A 17,063-nucleotide genomic window follows, 5' to 3' on the forward strand; every position below is an offset into this window, starting at 1 on the left:
GGGGCTGGGGGCGCGCGCCTCCCTAATCGTCGCGGGGGGGGGGGGGGTTGTCGTCGGCCCCCGCCCCTCGTGTGTCGACAGTCTTGCGCGTGATGAGGGGTCCGCACAATCCTGCCGCCACGACGCCGTCCCCACGGCGCCCTCAGCCGCAGGTGGTCTACGGCCCGAGCTCCTTCTACGTATCTACTAAGTAGATACGTAGAAGATAGCAGCCCCTGCCCCGTCGATCAATCGGCTTCGGCGAGCGGGGCGAGGAGGAGTTCGGCCCGGGTTCGGGCGTTGTCGAGGTTGCGGCCGAGGAGGGTGGCGGGGATGGAGGTGGGACCGGACAGGCCGAGAAGGATGAATTTTCGTGCGCCGCCCAGTGTTTCGGGGCGGGCGATGGCGGGAATCGCGCGGTCGGCGGGCAGCGCGATCAGTACTCGGTTCGAATCCTGGTGCAGGAACGGCGGAAGGTCGGCCGTGAGGTCGGGCTGGGCTAGGACCGAGCCGATGGAAACGGACATCGGCCGGGTGTACAAATCATCGATTAATGCCCGGCGTGTTGTCCAATTCGGCACGGGTGATCGCGGGTGCCGTGGCGCAGACTGATGACCGGTGCCACCGACCCTCGACCGGGAGAATTCCGCATGCCCTCGATCGACTACCGCCTGCCCCAGCGTCGCGACCTCGTCACCGAGCTGCCGGGCCCGCGTTCCCGGGCGCTCACCGCACGCCGGACGGCGGCCGTGGCGGCCGGGGTCGGATCGTCGGTGCCCGTCTACGCGGCCGACGCCGACGGCGGGGTCATTCTCGATGTGGACGGCAATTCGCTGATCGATCTGGGCTCGGGCATCGCGGTCACCACGGTCGGCGCGTCCCATCCGGAAGTGGCGGCCGCGGTCGCCGAGCAGGCCGCGCGGTTCACCCACACCTGCTTCATGGTCACCCCCTACGAGAACTACATCCGCGTGGCCGAGGAGCTGGCCGCGCTCACACCCGGCGCCTTCGACAAGCGGACGGTGCTGTTCAACTCGGGCGCGGAGGCGGTGGAGAACGCGGTGAAGGTGGCGCGGCTGGCGACCGGCCGGCCGGCCGTGGTCGCGTTCGATCACGCATATCACGGCCGCACCAACCTGACCATGGCACTGACCGCGAAATCCATGCCGTACAAGGCGCATTTCGGCCCGTTCGCACCGGACATCCACCGCATGCCCATGTCCTACCCGTACCGCGACCAGCCGGGGCTGACCGGGGAACAGGCGGCGCGGCGGGCGATTTCGCGGATCGAGGTGCAGATCGGGGCCGATTCGCTGGCCGCGATCGTCATCGAGCCGATCCAGGGCGAGGGCGGATTCATCGTGCCCGCCCCGGGATTCCTTGTCACGCTGGCGAACTGGGCCCGCGAGCACGGGGTGGTTTTCATCGCCGACGAGGTGCAGACCGGATTCGCCCGCACCGGAGCGTGGTTCGCGAGCGAGCACGAGGGCATCGAGCCGGACATCGTCACCATGGCCAAGGGCATTGCGGGCGGCATGCCGCTGTCGGCCGTCACCGGCCGGGCCGAGCTGCTGGACGCGGTGCATCCGGGCGGGCTGGGCGGCACCTACGGCGGCAATCCGGTGGCGTGCGCGGCGGCGCTGGCCAGCATCGAGGTGATGCGGTCGCTGGATCTGCCGGCCCGGGCGCGGGCCATCGAGGCGGCCGCCGTGCCGCGGCTGCGGGAGCTGGCCGCCGCGACCGGCGTGATCGGTGACGTGCGGGGCCGGGGCGCGATGCTCGCCATCGAACTGGTCCGGCCGGGCACCGATACCCCCGATCCGGATCTCACCAAAGCCATTGCCGCCGAGGCACTCTCACGCGGCGTGGTGCTGCTCACCTGCGGCACCTACGGAAACGTCATCCGGCTGCTGCCCCCGCTGGTGATCGGCGACGACCTGCTCGCCGACGGCCTCTGGGTGTTGTCCGAGACGGTGCGGGATCTGACCCGCTGAGTTCTAAATCCGTTGAGTAGCCTTCGCCGCCGGCTGCACCATGGTGGTCGAGCCCGCCGCGGAGACGCCGCTGACCATGTTGCTGCTGGGCGAGGTCTTCGCGGAGGCCGGGCTGCCCGCGCGGAATCCGGCCCCGGCCGTCCGGACTAGCCGACGGCAACCGTCATCTTGCCGCCGGCGGTCCCGGACTCCATCACCTCGTGCGCCCGCACGATCTCGTCGAAGGTGAAGGTGCGCACCGGTTTCGCGTGGTACACACCGGCTTCGGCCTTGGCGACGAGGTCCGCGAGCGGGACCGCCGAGAGCGGGAATCCGGGCGTCCCGAAGACGAAGCTGCCGAAGAAGGAGAGCCGGACTCCGCTGGGCAGGTCGGCGATCGGGTTGAACTCGGGCACGGGGGCCAGGCCGCCGAGGAATCCGGCCTGACAGACGCGCCCGCGCGGTCGCACGGTCGCGACCGAATCACGCAGGACGGAGTTGCCGACCAGGTCCAGCAGGGCGTCGACGACGAATCCGGCCGCGCGCACGCGCTCCGACAGGTTGCCGTCCTCGGTGAGAACCACTGCCGCACCGATCTTTTCGAGCATCGCCGCATTCGCCTGCGATCGGGTGGTGGCGATGACGGTGGCCCCGAGGTCGGCGGCGATATTCACCGCCGCCTGTCCCAGTGACGACGTCGCGCCGCGCACCAGCACCGTCTCGCCGTCCGTGACAGCGAGATTGTCGCGCAGGGTGGTCCACGCGGTGGCGTAGACCTCCGGGACGGCGGCGAGATCGGTCCAGGCCAAAGCGGTGTCGACCGCGACGACATTGTCCGCGGGCACGGTGACCAGCTCGGCGTACGAGCCATTGCGAGTGCGGCCCATGCCACCCATGATCGCCACGACCGGGGTCCCAGGGGCCAGCTTGCCCGAAGGGTCGGCGGCGACAACGCCCGCGGCTTCGATACCGGTCACCTGGGCGACATCGCCCCACTGCCCCGACCGCATGTAGGTTTCCGCATGGTTGAGCCCGAAAGCCTTGACCTCGACCAGGATTTCATCTGCGGCCGGTACCGGATCGGGCAGTTCGGTCACGGTGAGCACCTCGGGCGCACCGTAGTGGGAGATGGTGATCGCCTTCATGACATACCTTCATTCTTGAGTGAGTGTTCAAATATTGGCGGGAAAGAGGGGCCGTCCACAAGGACGGCCCTGCAACGGTTTTCGCCGCGCCTAACCGGGCGACAGCCCGGCGAAGGCATTGTCGACAATCGCGCGCAATACCGGCTCGTCGGGATTCGCCTTGCCGACCACCATCAGCCCCTGCGAGGTGGCCACCAAGCCCTTGGCAACGGCGACGGGATCGACGTTCGATCGGACCTCCTTGCGGCGCACGGCATTCCGCAATGCGTCCCGCATCCGATCCTCCAGCCGCGCCAGATGCCCGCGCACCACGGCAGCCGCCGCGTCATCGGTGGCGGCGTTCTCGATGGCGGTGTTCACCAGCAGGCAGCCCATCCGCCCCTCCGGTGAGAGCAGGTCGGCCACCAGGCCGTCGAAGTAGCCGCGCACTTGCGCCAGCGACGCGTTCGGATCATCGAGTTCGCCCAATTTCTGAGGCACGATCAGGTCCGAGTAGCGCCGCAGCGAGGCCAGGAACAGCGCGTGCTTGCCGCCCGGGAAGGCGCTGTACAGGCTGCCGGGTTTCACGCCGGTCGCCTTGACCAGGTCCTCCACCGAGGTGGCCCGATACCCGCGCTCCCAGAAGCGGCGCATGGCGGCATCCACCACGTCATCGGGTTCGAATTCGCGAGTGCGGGCCATACGTGCATGGTACTTGAATGGTTGTTCAAGAATCAAGGGTAAACACGGATACACCACATCGCCTGCGCGAATTCCTACTCCCCAGTAGCATTCGAGCGTAAGCCCCACGGGGCGAACGACTTTCGATCGCACGGGATGGTCCCCATGACAGCACCGGCCACAGGAAGCACCGAACTCCACCCGCCGCGGTGGCAGCCCGCACCCATGCGCTGGCACAACACGCCGGTCACCTGGGGGCAGTCCTGGCGACTGGCGCTGGGACTGCCCGGGCGGATCCGGGAGCGCACCATCATGCAGTACCTGGCGGCCGAGCTGCCGGGTCAGGACGATGTGCTGATCGCCCGCCTGCCGATGGCGAAGTACGTCGTCGTGCGCAGTCCGGAGCTGGTCCGGCACGTGCTGATCGCCAATCACGAGAACTATGTGCGCGGTGCCGAATTCGACATGCTCGCCGTGGTTTTCGGCCAGGGCCTGGTGACCCAGCGCGACGATCGCCTCTACTACCGCAACAAGCGCCTGGTGCAGCCGATCTTCGCGCGCAGCGCCATCGACCAGTTCGATGTGCCCATGGTCGAGGCCGCCCAGGAGACGGCCCGGCGGCTGCGTGCGGCCGGGGCGCCGGTCGATGTCGGCGTGGAGATGACCCGCCTCATGCTGGATATCGTGGCGCGCACCATGTTCGGCACCGACCTGGACGGGCCCATCTCCAAGATCAAGCTGAAGCGGCTGCTCAAGTTCTTCGGCGTGGGCGTGGTCACCAATGTGAGCCGGACGCTGCGGCCGCTGTCCATGTGGCTGGTGCGCCGCACCGAGAAGCCCGAGAAGCAGGCGGGCTCACGGATTCCGATCCGGGCTATCCGCGTCGCCTCCTGGGTGGTGGCCCCGCACATCATGTTCGAGCTGCGCGGCATCGAGAACGCCGTGGCCGGAATCATTTCCGATCACCGCGAGGGCCGCATCACCCGCAGGGACAATCTGCTCGGCCTGCTCATGGCGGCCACCGATCCCGAGACCGGGCACAGCTACACCGATCTCGAAATCCGGGACGAGCTCATGACATTCATCGGGGCGGGCATGGAGACCTCGGCCACCGCGCTGACCTGGGTGTGGAAGCTGCTCGCCGACCATCCCGAGGCCCGGCAGCGCCTCCACGAGGAGCTCGACACCGTGCTCGGCGGGCGCGCCCCCACCGCCGCCGACGTGGACAAGCTGGTGTGGACCAAGGCCGTCTTCCTGGAGACGATGCGGCTGTACCCGCCGATCATGGCCTTCAGCAAGGTGGCGCTGGGCGAGGACGTGCTGGCGGGCTATCGCATCAAGCGCGGCACCACCATCATGATCAGCATGCACGGGGTGCACGGCAATCCGCGGGTCTGGGATCGGGCGGGCGAGTTCGATCCGACGCGCTACCTGCCGGGGAACATGACCCGGCCGCATCGGGAGGCGTCGCTGGCGTTCGGGGCGGGCAAGCAAATCTGCATCGCGCAGAACTTCGCGACCATGGAGGTGGTGCTGTCGATCGCCACCATCGCCCAGCAGCTGGATCTGCGGATCGCCACCAGCGAGCCCATTCGGCCGCAGCTTTCGTTCATCGGCGCGCCGGACAAGCCGCTGCTCATGCGGGCGGTGACACGGGACTGATCAGCGGGTGCCGGCAGCGCCTCCGGTCGCCCGGTAGGCCGCCGGAGTCATACCCAGCTCGATGCGGAAGGCGCGGTAGAACTGCCGTTCGGTGGCGAAGCCGGAGTTGTGGGCAACAGCGGTGACGGGGAGATCCGGTCGGGCGGTGAGCAATCCGCAGGAGTACTCGATTCGCATCCGGCGTAGCAGGGTCGCCGGGCCCTCATCGAATTGTTCGAGGACGCGGTACAGGGTCCGGCGTGACACCCCGCAACCGGCCGCGATGCCGTCGACCGTGAGCCGCGGATCGCGGCAGTGCCGTCGCATGAATTCCACGACCCGTCTTCGGCTCAGCGTCTCCGCCGGCTCCCCCCGGACCGTCCGCCCGATGGTCAGGGAGATGGCCGAGGCCAGCAGGTCCACCGCCGAACCGGCCAGGACTGCGGCCTGTTCGGGTGCGGTGTTCTGCAAATCGGTCAGCTCGCGGAGGAAGCCGGTGACCACGCCGGCCGGACTGCGCTGCGCCACGGCGGTCGCGGTCGGGATCTCGCGCGGGGTGATCCCGGCCCGCTGCCGCAACCGGCTCAGCGGCACCTGCACCGCCGCCATCTCCCAATCCCCCTCGAACTCCCAGTGATACGGCCGTGTGCTGTCGTAGAAGACCATCTCTCCCGGCCCGACCTCGGCGACCCGGCCGTCCTGGTGCAGCCAGCCGCGTCCGGTGAGCTGAATGCTGGTGTGCAGGAACTCGTCATCGGTGCGGGCGATCAGGGTCCGGGTGCGGTCCACCCGCTGCCGGGTGGCCCCCAGTTGCGACAACTCCACATCGCCGTAGGTTCCGTGCACGATCCAGCCGGTGAACTGCCCCGAAGTTCGCGGCGAAACCGCAAGCGGCACATAGGCCTCGCTGAGCCCCGCCTCCCACTGCTCGAACACCCGGCCCGAGTAATCCCCGTGCCCGCCCCGGACCTCGATCCGCCGAACCCCCGACAACCCGACCACTCCGAACTCACCCGACACCAAGATCAATACCCACCCAGTCTTTCACGTCCCACATAGGCAGGTATGAAGCGAGCCAACGCCTTCGACGGCAGCGGCACCCGTACACGGCGCCGGCCGTCACCGACCCGATCGAACGCGGTCGGATCGAGCTGTCACGAGGCAGTGGTCTTCTCGGCCGCGGCGGTCCGGCTGGCGGATCGAGCCAGTGCGGCCCAGTGCCGGGCCTGCTGGGAGGCCAGTTCGGCGACCAGGGCGGCGCAGTACGGCGGGAGATCATCGGCCAGGTCCGCCCAGGCCACGGGGTCCGCGGGCAGCTCGTCGAACAGACGTAGTAGTTGCCTGCCGGATTCGGTGCGGGTCAGCGCCGGGTCCGAACGCAGATTCCACAGTGCGCGAACGGGATACGACAGGTCTTTCGCGGCAGCCCCGGGACCGGCCTGGGGACGCTCGTCGCGGATCCGCTCGGGGTGACACTGGCGCGGCTGTGGCGCGGGACCCGCGAGTGCGCGCCGGGCGAGGTGGCGGCCGGGGCGCGCCGCCGACCGCTTCCGGACGGCGGCGATGGTCCGCTCCGGCAGGCCGATCACCTCGGCCAGCTTGCGGTCGGACCAGTCGGGATAGAACGAGAGCGCCTGTTCGGCCGCGGCTTTGCGGTCGGCCGCGGACAGGGGCAGGCCGTGCCGGCTGTTCAGCCGGACCGCGAGCAGCAGGGCCTGCCCGTCGTCACCGTCGAAGTAGACCGCGTCGATCCACTGGGACCCGCTGCAGATTGCCGCGCGCACGCGATGGGCGCCGTCGATGACCGTCATGCGCGATCGGTGCACGACGATCGGCGGCAGGGCTGCGGCGACCTCCGACAGCGCCGTGACATGCCGGGAGTTCTCGCCGGATTGCCGGATCGTGGTGTCGATGTGCAAGCGGTCCAGCGGAATTCGCACGATATCCGTGGGATTGGGCTCCAGCAGCGGGAAATTCACGTCCAGGTGCGGCCGCGCGTAGTTCTCCCCCACTCGGATCGCCCGGGTGACGATCCACTGCCAGATGCCGCCGCGCGGGTGCACCCACCACGCGTATGTCGGTCCGAGCACTGCGCCGCCTCCCAACGCCGAGCAGCCCCGATTCCGGAGCACTCCGCGAGCGTTCCCGGGCAGGGCTTTCCTACGACGCGACAAGCGGCATCACAGGGATCACCGGCAAGATTCCCGCTCACGCGGGTGCGTGTATGCGGCAGTGTATCGACGCGCACACAGTGTGATCAATTGAGCAAATCGTGTGCCTGCCTGCGTATTTACTGGCGAAACACGCTGACCTGGAGCAGCAGCCCGGGACCGATTCGGACGGTGTTAGATACACAACAAACATTGCCGCCGGTCTGTTTGCTGGCGGTCGAGTGACCTAGTCCACGTCCGGCATATCCGGATCCCGGACAGTGACCAGCGCGGCCGTCGTGTGCTGGTCCAGTGCCATGAGCACGGCCCGGGCCCGCACCGGTTTCCAGCCCCCGTCGAGCGTCCGGAGCCGCAGCCGCCCGGCGGTGCGGGAGTGAGCGAGGTTGCGGCTCATGGTCTTCGCCGTCTCGATATCGTCCGGGTGGATCGCCGGCTCCGGTTCGCCCGCCAGCGACTGCCAGGCAATGCCCGGCATGGGCGGACCCATCCAGCGCAGCAGCCGCAGGGTGCGCAGGTCGACAATGGCCCGGAAATCGCCCTCCGCGGCGGCCGCGTCGAGCACCCGGTGCTCGAGGATCACCGGCGGCGGCGCGGCACTGACGTCGGTGGCATCACCGATGTCATGGGTGACCCCGCGCATGAACACCTCGGAATTCCCGGTGGCATCGGTCTCTTCGATGATGCGGCACGAGAAGTGCGCCGCCCGCAGAGCGCCGTCGTCACGGCGGACCGTCCACACCGCCTGATGCTCGGTGCCCGGCGCCGACCGGACCACCTTGGCCAGGGCGTCGGACTCGTCGCTATTGGTGATGACACGGGCGAACACGCCCGCGATGGCGTGCTCGCGCGCCCGATTCTCGGGCGCGACACCATAGAGATCCAGCAGATCGTCCGAGCGCGTGGACTTCGAGGTGGACAGGTTGAAGTACCACGCCCCCACCGGATCTCGCGGCGGCACCGTCTCCTCCGCCGGACCCGACCACACCAGCACGGCGTGCATGCGTTCCGGCGTGATCAGCAGCGGCGCGGTGAGAGTCCGCCGACGGCCGCCGTCGCTCATGACCTCCACCGGCGCCAGTGCCTCCGCGGTCGCCGCCACCGCCCCACGGATGGTCGCCAGCGTCTCGCGCTGCCGGAAGATCTGCGTCAGCGGCACGAACTTCCTTGGCGCACTGCCCAGTCCGATGACGGTCGGCTCCCCGCCGCCGAACGTCTCTATCAGCAGCCATCGTGTACCCGGCATCGTGTCTTCCCCTTTTATCCCCTGATCACGAGCCGAATCAGCTTCTCGTACTGCCCGCCTGCCACCCTGGCGGCGATTTCGGCAAGGATCGCGTCGGGTCCTATCAGTACACGACTCTTCCCCCGCGCGACACCACGCAGAATCACCTGCGCCGCAACACCGGGATCGGTGCGGGCCACATACCGGTCGAACCGCTGCGCCGCCCGCTCCGCGTCCACCCCCGCCGCCGCCAATGCCGACCAGGCGATCCCGGTCTTCACCCCACCCGGAAACACGCAGCTGACAGCAACATTCGGCTGCCCGCGCAATTCCGACCGCAGCGACTCGGTGAAGCCGCGAATCGCGAACTTGGCCGCCGTATAGGGCGCGGCGCCGCCGAGCCCGATCAACCCGTATGCCGAGGAGAGATTCGCGATCCGCCCCTCGGGCGACTTCACCACATACGGAAGAAAAGCTCTCGTACTCACCACGGCCGCACCGAAATTCGCCCGCATCACCGCCTCGAAGTCGCCCAGATCCGACTCCGCCACCCCACCATAGAAAAGCTTCCCCGCATTGTTGATCAACACATCCACACCCCCCAGCCGCCCCACCACCTCAGCCGCAACCTCCCCCATCCGCTCCGGATCAGCGACATCGGCCACCAGCCCCACCACCTCCCCATCCCCACCCCTGACCATCCCCACCGTCTCCCCCAGCGCCCCCTCATTCATATCCAACAGCACCACCGACGCCCCCTCCCGCCCCAGCCGTACCGCCAGCTCCCGCCCGATCCCGGCCCCCGCCCCGGTAACCACAGCAACCCGACCCGCATAGAAACTACGATCCATACCCGAGAGTCTGCACAGACCACTGGCATCCCGCGAGACATGTTCCGCGCCAACCCATCCGATCGCTCAGCGTCGCAACCTTCTCCGTTCGACCCAATCGGTAACGACGACCGATTCCGGCCGCGCCATCGACGAACTGATCCACGACGTACTCACCCCGGTCATCGCATCCCCACGCTGACATCGAGCGATCCGCGTCCACAACAAGGCCGTTGTATCAACAATTGAGACGATCTCCGACGAATACAAGAGTCAACTATGTAGATTGAATCTACGTAGATGTCATCTACATAACCTGGGCATGCCCGTATCCGAATCGCTCGCGATGTTTCTGGCAGAGATGAAGGGCTCAGGAATCGCCCCTGATCCCGAGACCCTCCCCGAGAGCATCAGCGGGTGGCCCGACGCTTTCCGAGTGTTGGCGACCGCGCTGAGCGACACACCGACCATTGTCGTGATCGACGAATTGCCTTGGCTGGCAGAACAAGACGACGTCCTCGACGGCGCGCTGCAAACAGCGTGGGACAGACTGCTCCAGCAACGCCCGGTTCTGCTGCTTCTGCTGGGCAGCGACATCCACATGATGGAAAGGCTCACCGCCTACGACCGACCCTTCTACGGGCGAGCCGACAACCTCGTCCTCGATCCGCTCAACCCCGCCGAAGTCGGTCACGCTCTCGGACTCGACGCGGCCGAAAGCATCGACGCGCATCTGATCACCGGCGGGCTGCCGGGCATCTTGCGCAGTTGGCCGCGCGGGCTGCCGCCACTCGAGTTCGTGCGACGCGAATGCAACGACCCTGCCGCGCCGCTGTTCGGAGTGCCCGAGTCCACCCTCCTCGCCGAGTTTCCCGTTCCGGACCAGGCGCGGCGTGTTCTCGAAGCGATCGGCAGCGGAGAACGCACCCACGCCGCCATCGCCGCTACGGCGGGCAGCCGCAGCGGCGCATTACCATCCGGAACGTTATCGCCTCTCCTGCACCGCCTTTCGACGGACAAGCAAATGTTGGCCGTGGACCAGCCACTGTCGGTCAAACCTGGAAAGCCGGCCCTCTACCGGGTTGCCGACAGCAACCTGCGGCTCTACCTCGCTACCCTGCGCTCGGTTCAAGACCTGGTTCGACGCGGGCGAAGCAACGCCGCCTACGAGCTGTTCGCACGACGCTGGACCTCTTGGCGCGGAAAAGCTGTCGAACCCCTCGTGCGAGACGCGCTCGAACTCAGTGCGCTCGCGGGAGGACTGCAGTGGAAGGATGTCACCACCGTCGGCGGCTGGTGGAACCGCGCATTCAACCCCGAAATCGACCTCGTCGGCGCCGACCGCTCCCCTATCGCCAATCGAGTGATCTTCACCGGATCGATCAAGTGGCTCGGCACCCCGTTCGACCGCCACGACCTCGCCGAACTCACCCGCGGAATCGCCAGCATCCCAGGCTTCGAGCCGAACGAAACAGCGTTGGTCGTCGTATCCCTGGCCGGTATCGAGCACACCCTCACCGACACCGTCGATCTGCTATGGGACGCCGCCGACGTGCTCTCGGCATGGAGTTGAGGTAGCCGGCTGCCGCTACACCTCGGCGTAGACGGTGTTGAGGTCGACCAGTATGGGAGCTACGCACGTCGGTACGGGTGGCGGCGCGGCGCTCCGACTTCCACGAGCACCCGCCCGTTCGGGCCCTCCAGTTCGCGACTGGCGATCGGCTGCCCGAACGGCCCACAGTCCCGCCCGACGTCGAAACGCTTCGGTGTCGTCATGACAGTTCGGCCCAGCGAACGTCACCCGGTTGGTTGTATGGCTCAGAGGTACGCTGAACTTGCGGCAGGTTGTCGGCGGATTTCTGGGCACGATCCGCGTACTCGCACCGGTGGCGGGGCAGTGCCCGGCCGCGTACTTGCCAGCATGAGCGTGGCTGGGAAATTCGCGCGCCGGCGATAACGCCGACTCTCGACTGTCTGGCCTGGCTAAATCAACTAGTGTGGGCGACCCGCTGGCAGGCGGGGTTGGAATGCAAGCAAGTACACCGTTTGCCAGTCGGGTGGTCACGGGACGGCGCAATGGATGACAAGTCAGTGCGTGGCGTGGACGCCACTTGGGGGCCAGCGGAGACGTTCGGACGCTATCGGCTGCTGTCGCTGCTGGGTCAGGGCGGCATGGGCCAGGTGTGGCGGGCGCACGATTCGCTGACCAACCGGGTGGTGGCGCTCAAGGTGTTGCCCGAGCGCTTCGCCGATGACGAGCGGCTGCGCGAGCGGTTCCGCCGGGAGTGCCGGGCGGTGGCGCAGTTGACCGAGCCGCATGTGATCCCCATCCACGACTTCGGCGACATCGACGGTCGGCTCTATCTGAATATGCGGTTGATCGAGGGCACCGACCTGCGCAAGGTGATCACGCGAGAAGGGGCCTTGTCGCCGCAGCGGGCAGTGGCGATCATCACGCAGGTGGCCGGCGCGCTGCAGGCGGCCCACGACGTCGGGGTGGTCCACCGCGATGTCAAACCCACCAACATCCTGCTGGGGGCCGATGAGTTCGCCTCCCTGATCGACTTCGGGATCGCCCACGCCGCCGACGACCGTACGCTGACCACGATCGGCGAGACCATCGGCACCGTCGCCTACATGGCGCCGGAGGAGATCAGCGCGGAGGTCAAGGCCGATGCCCGAGTGGACGTGTACGCGTTGACGTGCGTGCTGTATGAGTGTCTGACCGGCCGGCCGCCGTTTGCGAGCGAATTGGGGATACAGGGTGTGATCGCCCATCACCTGCACACCCCACCCCCGCGTCCCAGCAGCACTACACCCGATGTACCGACTGCGTTCGATGCGGTCATCGCCAAGGGAATGGCCAAAAACCCCGACGATCGTTACCAGACCGTGCGCGAGCTGGCCGCAGCGGCGCGCGCCGCGCTGGGCGATTCCGCGGTCAGCACCACCGGGGGCGTGGCTGCGCGCCATCGGCGGCGAATCAGATTGTCGCCCAAAACCGCCGGGCTGCTTGCGGCCGCGGTCGCGGTTACCGTGGTGGCCGCCGTAGCTGTCGTCATCAGTGTCCAACGAGAATCAGGCGGCGGTGGCAACTCGCCGACATCTATCGCCCCGGCCTACTCGTCGGAGACTCCACTGCCGTTCACCGGCGTCAGTCTGCCGACCGGTGTGGCGGTCGACGCGGCGGGCAGCGTATACGTCACCGACATGGGTAACGATCGGGTGGTGAAATTGGCGGCGGACGCGTCGACGCCGAGCCCGTTGCCGTTCACGGGCCTGAAGAATCCCCAGGGTGTGGCGGTCGACACGGCGGGCAATGTATACGTCACCGACACGAGTAACAATCGGGTGGTGAGGTTGGCGGCGGGAGCGGCGGCACCGACCACGTTGCCGTTCATCGGGCTCAAAGATCCCCGGGGTGTGGCGGTCGACACGGCGGGAGACGTGTACGTCGCCGACCGGGCCAATGATCGGGTGGTGAGGTTGGCGGCGGGCGCGGCGGCACCTACGACGCTGCCGATCACGGGGCTCCAAGATCCCCATGGTGTGGCGGTCGACACGGCGGGCAATGTATACGTCACCGAATTGGGTACCGAGCGGGTGTTGAGGTTGGCGGCGGGCGCGTCGACGCCGACCACGTTGCCGTTCACCGGGCTCAAAGATCCCCGGGGTGTGGCGGTCGACAGGGCGGGAGACGTGTACGTCGTCGACTTTGGTAACGAATCGGTGGCGAGGTTGGCGGCGGGCGCGTCGACGCCGACCAGGTTGCCGTTCACCGGGCTCAAGGATCCCCAGGGTATGGCGGTCGACACCGCGGACAACGTATACATCACCGACCTGGGCCCCAATGCGGTGGTGAAACTCCCGGTCGGCTGAACCCTCGTTCCGCGTACTCGGGTTCCCGCTAGTTCTAGTGCCGCGTCCGGAAAGGTTGAGGCGGTAATCGGGGTGGCGGGTTGATCGTGGTGCTCGGGCCGGTGATGCTGCCGGTGGAGGTGGTGTCGTGGCTCGTAAGCCAGGAGTGTTCGTCCGGCCGGTGACCCCGGAGGAAGGCCGGAAATTGCAGCAGATCACCCGGACCAGCAAGCAGCCGGTGCGGGTGCGGCGCGCGATGCTCGCTTCCGCGCAGGGCCAGCCGGTGGCGTTGATCTGCCGGTTGCTGCGGGTGCCGGAAAGCTATGTGCGCCAGGTGATCCACGATTTCAACGAGAAGGGATTCGCGGCGCTGGACCCAAAATGGAACGGGGGCAGGCCGGCGAAGATCGATCACGCGACGCGTGAGCGGATCGGTCAGATCGCCCGGTGCTGCCCCGTGACCTGGGCTGGCCGTGGTCGACGTGGAGTTTGTCGAAACTGCGGGAAGTGTTGCGGGTCAACGGTATCGCCGAGATCAGTCGGGAAACCGTGCGCCAGATCCTGAAAAGCAGGGCATCTCCTGGCAGGCGGTCAAGACCTGGAAGGCAGGCAAAGACCCGCAATTCGGCGCGAAGATGACCCGAGTGCTCGATCTCTACGACCGCCCGCCAGCCGACGGGCGGGTGATTTGTGTCGACGAGTTCGGGCCGTTGAACCTGCAACCGCGGTCCGGGCGCGGTTGGCAGCCGCGGCGGCGACCGAAACGGTTGCGCGCCACCTACAACCGCACGCTCGGAGTCCGGCACCTGTTCGGTGCGTTGGACCTGGCCACCGGCCAGATCTACTACCGCATCCGCGACCGCAAACGCTGGATGGAGTTCCTGTCGTTCCTGAAATCGCTGCGGGCACGATGGTCCGGCCAGCAGCTGTATGTCATCGTCGACAACTTCTCCCCGCACAAGCGCGCCGAGGTCCGCGCCTGGTGCACCGACAACGCCGTGGAACTGGTGTTCCTGCCGACGTATTCGTCGTGGCTGAACTGGATCGAATGCGAATTCGCCGCCCTACGCGCCTTCGCTCTCAACGGCACCGACCACCGCAGCCACACCGAACAAGACACCGCGATCGGCGACTACCTGCGCTGGCGCAACCAGCACGCCCAACCCAAACGCGACTTCGCCGTCAACTCCAAGATCCGGCTACCCGATTACCTACCCAACGTTGCCTGACACGGCACTAGCGGAGCTACTACGGCCCGCGCGGGGTTTCGCGAGTGTGGGGAATGACTAACGACTTGGCGGTGGCGTGAAGCCCTGCGGCCACCTCGTGCCGGCGGATGTTCTGCACCGCACCAGGTTCGGGCCGCCGGCGCCCCGCGCCGGCCGGTTCGGTCAGCGCGGTATGCGGCAATAGCGTGCGTTCTCGGTGACAAGGCAGCCCCGGCAGGCCTGAAGATCCTGGTCTACACCACAATGCCGTGCGACGCCGTCTCGAGAGACTGCGGTTCGATCGAGAAACCACTGTGCCCCCAACCGAATTACCAGGCGGGGCACAGTCACTGTCAGGTCCAGCACCGAGGTTTCGGCGGTGCCACCCGCGAATCATGCGTTGGCGGTGCAGATTACATCGTTAATGGCCGTCGCCGACAGGTCCGCGGAACCGACATTGGCCAGCATGGCCCGCGGATAGACTCGGGAGAGACTGGAATAGGCCTCGCGGAGCGCGGATGCCCGGTCGCGGCCAGCGCCGCTGCCTACCGCGACGTCGTCTCCAGCGTCGTTCCGGTACACGAGTGCGCCACAGCCGTCCGACCAGGCCACAAGAACGGCGCAGTCGGAGATGCCGCCGTAACTGCAGTTGGCCATCGCCTCGTCGATCGCCTCGCCGCGGCTGCCCGCATTGACACTGGTGCCGTAGCTCCAGTTCTCGACACTGAACGCGATCGCACCGTGGAGATCGGCCGCATTCGCCGTACCAGCACCGATCGCCGACCCGGCCGCAAGGCCCACCGCCGCGACCCCGACGACGGCCTTACCCATGAACTTCATCAAGCATTTCCCTGTCAACGTATGGAGATACTTACCCGACGAATCATGGCTGATCACTGTCAGATTCGCCAAAAGGCCTAAAGTCACAAACCCGCCGGCGAGTATCCTCGAGATCGCGGACGCGCTCAATGGTTAGGCAAGTCGAGTCGGCGCGACGTCACAAACGGTTGACCGCAACTGCTGAATCGGCATAAGTGCGCTACCGGCGGCCGGACGGCCTCTGCTGGTTGATCTTCCGATGTCCCATGCCGGCTGGTTCGATCAACGCGGGACGCGGCAATTGAGGACGTTCTGGCTGGTATTGGTCACCGTTTGGGTCCTATTGCCCGCGATGCTCGCAGCATTGACGTTTCGGCAGTCACCCGAGCGTCTGCTCGATCATCCACAACTGCCGCCGACCGTGCCCGCACATTTCGATCGCTGGTGATCGCTCGAACCTGGCAATTGCACATCGGCACAGGGGCTGAAAAACCGCTGTATACGAACATCGGCAACATCTCCGGGCATGCTCAACTCGGCATGAGCGCGCACTCGTCGTCCGAGCCCAAGGCTGTGGGACGGCGCAGTTGGCAGCCGCGACCGGCTGCGGCGGCCAGCGGCCTCGATCTTTAGCTGAAGTCCGGCAGCAGCGGTTCTCCGCGGTCTTTCTCGATGACGTCCAACAGGTTCGCGATCGGTTGGATGATGGCGGTGTCGGTGTCCCGGTACTTTCCGATCAGAATTCCGATGGTCGCGCCGGTCCCTCCAGCGGGCAGATACACCACGCCGCCGGAATCGCCGTTGGTCGACTTGAGATCATCGGCCAGGATGTAATTCTCGTGCACCTCACGGATGGTTCCGCACGTGTTGCGGGTCTTCCACCCCTGCTTGCACACCCGCTGGCCCGGCTGCGGATCGACGTTCAGACCGTTGATCTTGATACCGAACGGATTGGCCACCACGTTCCCGTCAGTGACGGACGAGGAGGTGCCGATATCGTCGTTCATCCGCGCCAGCGCATAGCCGAACCGATAATTGTCGAGGTCATCGGGAATCCCCGACTCATAGCGGCCCATCTCGAAGAACATTCCCGCTCCGGCGTTCTCGTGGTAGCAGTGCCCCGCGGTCACCATGTACCGGTTGGACCCCAGTGTGCCGAACAATCCCATCGAGCACCCATCGCCCTGATCCGACAGAATCCCATCGCCCAGATCGCGGAACACTCGGCAACTGCGCCCCGGACAGGTGCCGGCCTCGGCGACCATCGCGTCCGAGGCCCACACCATCGCGCCCATACCAGCAAATCCCGCAAGGGCAAGGACCATGAGCCGATTGCTGACAGATCGATGTCGGCGTCGTGAAAACACTTATTCCCCTATATAATTGGCACATCGTGCACATGTCGATCCGGGGTTTGTATCACCCCGACGACGGCGCCGGAACCCGGATGAATCGGTCACCGGATCCGTTGACCGCACCTCACGCGCGCTGTGTACAGCTCGCCGCGTCACGGACGGCAACCCTTTGGCTGGTGCACCCCCAGAAGAACATCGAGAG

Annotated in this window: 15 protein-coding genes and 1 pseudogene; 7 read left to right on the plus strand and 9 right to left on the minus strand. The window is 66.8% G+C overall.

The window, feature by feature from the left end; all coding sequences use genetic code 11:
• Positions 1-227 precede the first annotated feature (227 nt).
• A complete protein-coding gene (locus ACFXHE_RS01370) occupies positions 228-506 on the minus strand; it encodes a hypothetical protein (RefSeq protein WP_379378669.1) in 279 nt (92 codons plus the stop codon).
• Between the two features lie 123 nt (positions 507-629).
• Between ACFXHE_RS01370 and gabT the strand changes: the two genes are divergently transcribed.
• Both gabT and ACFXHE_RS01380 read left to right on the plus strand, forming a co-directional pair.
• Complete coding sequence (gene gabT, locus ACFXHE_RS01375; RefSeq protein ID WP_379378671.1) at positions 630-1,973, plus strand: 4-aminobutyrate--2-oxoglutarate transaminase; 1,344 nt, start codon at positions 630-632, stop codon at positions 1,971-1,973.
• Between the two features lie 19 nt (positions 1,974-1,992).
• Positions 1,993-2,094, plus strand: a pseudogene (locus tag ACFXHE_RS01380) (aldehyde dehydrogenase family protein); the annotation flags it as partial.
• A 25-nt stretch (positions 2,095-2,119) separates the two neighbouring features.
• On the opposite strand, the gene ACFXHE_RS01385 reads toward ACFXHE_RS01380, so the two are convergent.
• Together ACFXHE_RS01385 and ACFXHE_RS01390 are read right to left on the minus strand one after the other, a co-directional pair.
• Positions 2,120-3,097 (minus strand): zinc-binding dehydrogenase, encoded by a 978-nt coding sequence (locus ACFXHE_RS01385; RefSeq protein ID WP_379378673.1) that lies wholly within the window; start codon positions 3,095-3,097, stop codon positions 2,120-2,122.
• A gap of 90 nt (positions 3,098-3,187) precedes the next feature.
• Positions 3,188-3,778 (minus strand): TetR/AcrR family transcriptional regulator, encoded by a 591-nt coding sequence (locus ACFXHE_RS01390; RefSeq protein WP_379378675.1) that lies wholly within the window; start codon positions 3,776-3,778, stop codon positions 3,188-3,190.
• Between the two features lie 144 nt (positions 3,779-3,922).
• On the opposite strand from ACFXHE_RS01390, the gene ACFXHE_RS01395 reads away from it, so the two are divergent.
• Positions 3,923-5,419 (plus strand): cytochrome P450, encoded by a 1,497-nt coding sequence (locus ACFXHE_RS01395; RefSeq protein ID WP_379378677.1) that lies wholly within the window; start codon positions 3,923-3,925, stop codon positions 5,417-5,419.
• Here ACFXHE_RS01395 and ACFXHE_RS01400 read toward each other — a convergent pair whose 3' ends face one another.
• From ACFXHE_RS01400 to ACFXHE_RS01415, 4 genes are all read right to left on the minus strand, one after another.
• On the minus strand, positions 5,420-6,418 hold the full coding sequence (locus ACFXHE_RS01400; RefSeq protein ID WP_379380328.1) for a helix-turn-helix domain-containing protein: 999 nt from the start codon (positions 6,416-6,418) through the stop codon (positions 5,420-5,422).
• 134 nt (positions 6,419-6,552) lie between these two features.
• Positions 6,553-7,488, minus strand: a complete 936-nt coding sequence (locus ACFXHE_RS01405) for a ParB N-terminal domain-containing protein (protein ID WP_379378679.1) — start codon at positions 7,486-7,488, stop codon at positions 6,553-6,555.
• Between the two features lie 307 nt (positions 7,489-7,795).
• Positions 7,796-8,812 (minus strand): GAF domain-containing protein, encoded by a 1,017-nt coding sequence (locus tag ACFXHE_RS01410; RefSeq protein WP_379378681.1) that lies wholly within the window; start codon positions 8,810-8,812, stop codon positions 7,796-7,798.
• Between the two features lie 14 nt (positions 8,813-8,826).
• The gene (locus ACFXHE_RS01415) at positions 8,827-9,642 is read right to left on the minus strand and encodes an SDR family NAD(P)-dependent oxidoreductase (RefSeq protein ID WP_379378683.1); all 816 of its coding nucleotides are present in this window, start codon (positions 9,640-9,642) and stop codon (positions 8,827-8,829) included.
• Between the two features lie 301 nt (positions 9,643-9,943).
• On the opposite strand from ACFXHE_RS01415, the gene ACFXHE_RS01420 reads away from it, so the two are divergent.
• From ACFXHE_RS01420 to ACFXHE_RS01435, 4 genes are all read left to right on the plus strand, one after another.
• Positions 9,944-11,194 (plus strand): ATP-binding protein, encoded by a 1,251-nt coding sequence (locus ACFXHE_RS01420; protein WP_379378685.1) that lies wholly within the window; start codon positions 9,944-9,946, stop codon positions 11,192-11,194.
• 503 nt (positions 11,195-11,697) lie between these two features.
• Complete coding sequence (locus tag ACFXHE_RS01425) at positions 11,698-13,500, plus strand: serine/threonine-protein kinase PknD (RefSeq protein ID WP_379378687.1); 1,803 nt, start codon at positions 11,698-11,700, stop codon at positions 13,498-13,500.
• Between the two features lie 127 nt (positions 13,501-13,627).
• Positions 13,628-14,044 (plus strand): transposase, encoded by a 417-nt coding sequence (locus ACFXHE_RS01430; RefSeq protein WP_379378689.1) that lies wholly within the window; start codon positions 13,628-13,630, stop codon positions 14,042-14,044.
• The gene (locus tag ACFXHE_RS01435) at positions 13,962-14,708 is read left to right on the plus strand and encodes an IS630 family transposase (protein ID WP_379378691.1); all 747 of its coding nucleotides are present in this window, start codon (positions 13,962-13,964) and stop codon (positions 14,706-14,708) included. Before ACFXHE_RS01430 ends, ACFXHE_RS01435 begins: the two co-directional genes overlap by 83 nt.
• Before the next feature lie 372 nt (positions 14,709-15,080).
• Here ACFXHE_RS01435 and ACFXHE_RS01440 read toward each other — a convergent pair whose 3' ends face one another.
• Positions 15,081-15,527: a DUF4189 domain-containing protein gene (locus tag ACFXHE_RS01440; protein WP_354833680.1), complete on the minus strand. Its 447-nt coding sequence runs from the start codon at positions 15,525-15,527 to the stop codon at positions 15,081-15,083.
• Between the two features lie 608 nt (positions 15,528-16,135).
• A complete protein-coding gene (locus ACFXHE_RS01445) occupies positions 16,136-16,801 on the minus strand; it encodes a hypothetical protein (RefSeq protein ID WP_379378693.1) in 666 nt (221 codons plus the stop codon).
• Positions 16,802-17,063 lie beyond the last annotated feature (262 nt).

The organism is Nocardia sp. NPDC059229 (genome assembly GCF_042754165.1).
Taxonomy (GTDB): Bacteria; Actinomycetota; Actinomycetes; order Mycobacteriales; family Mycobacteriaceae; genus Nocardia.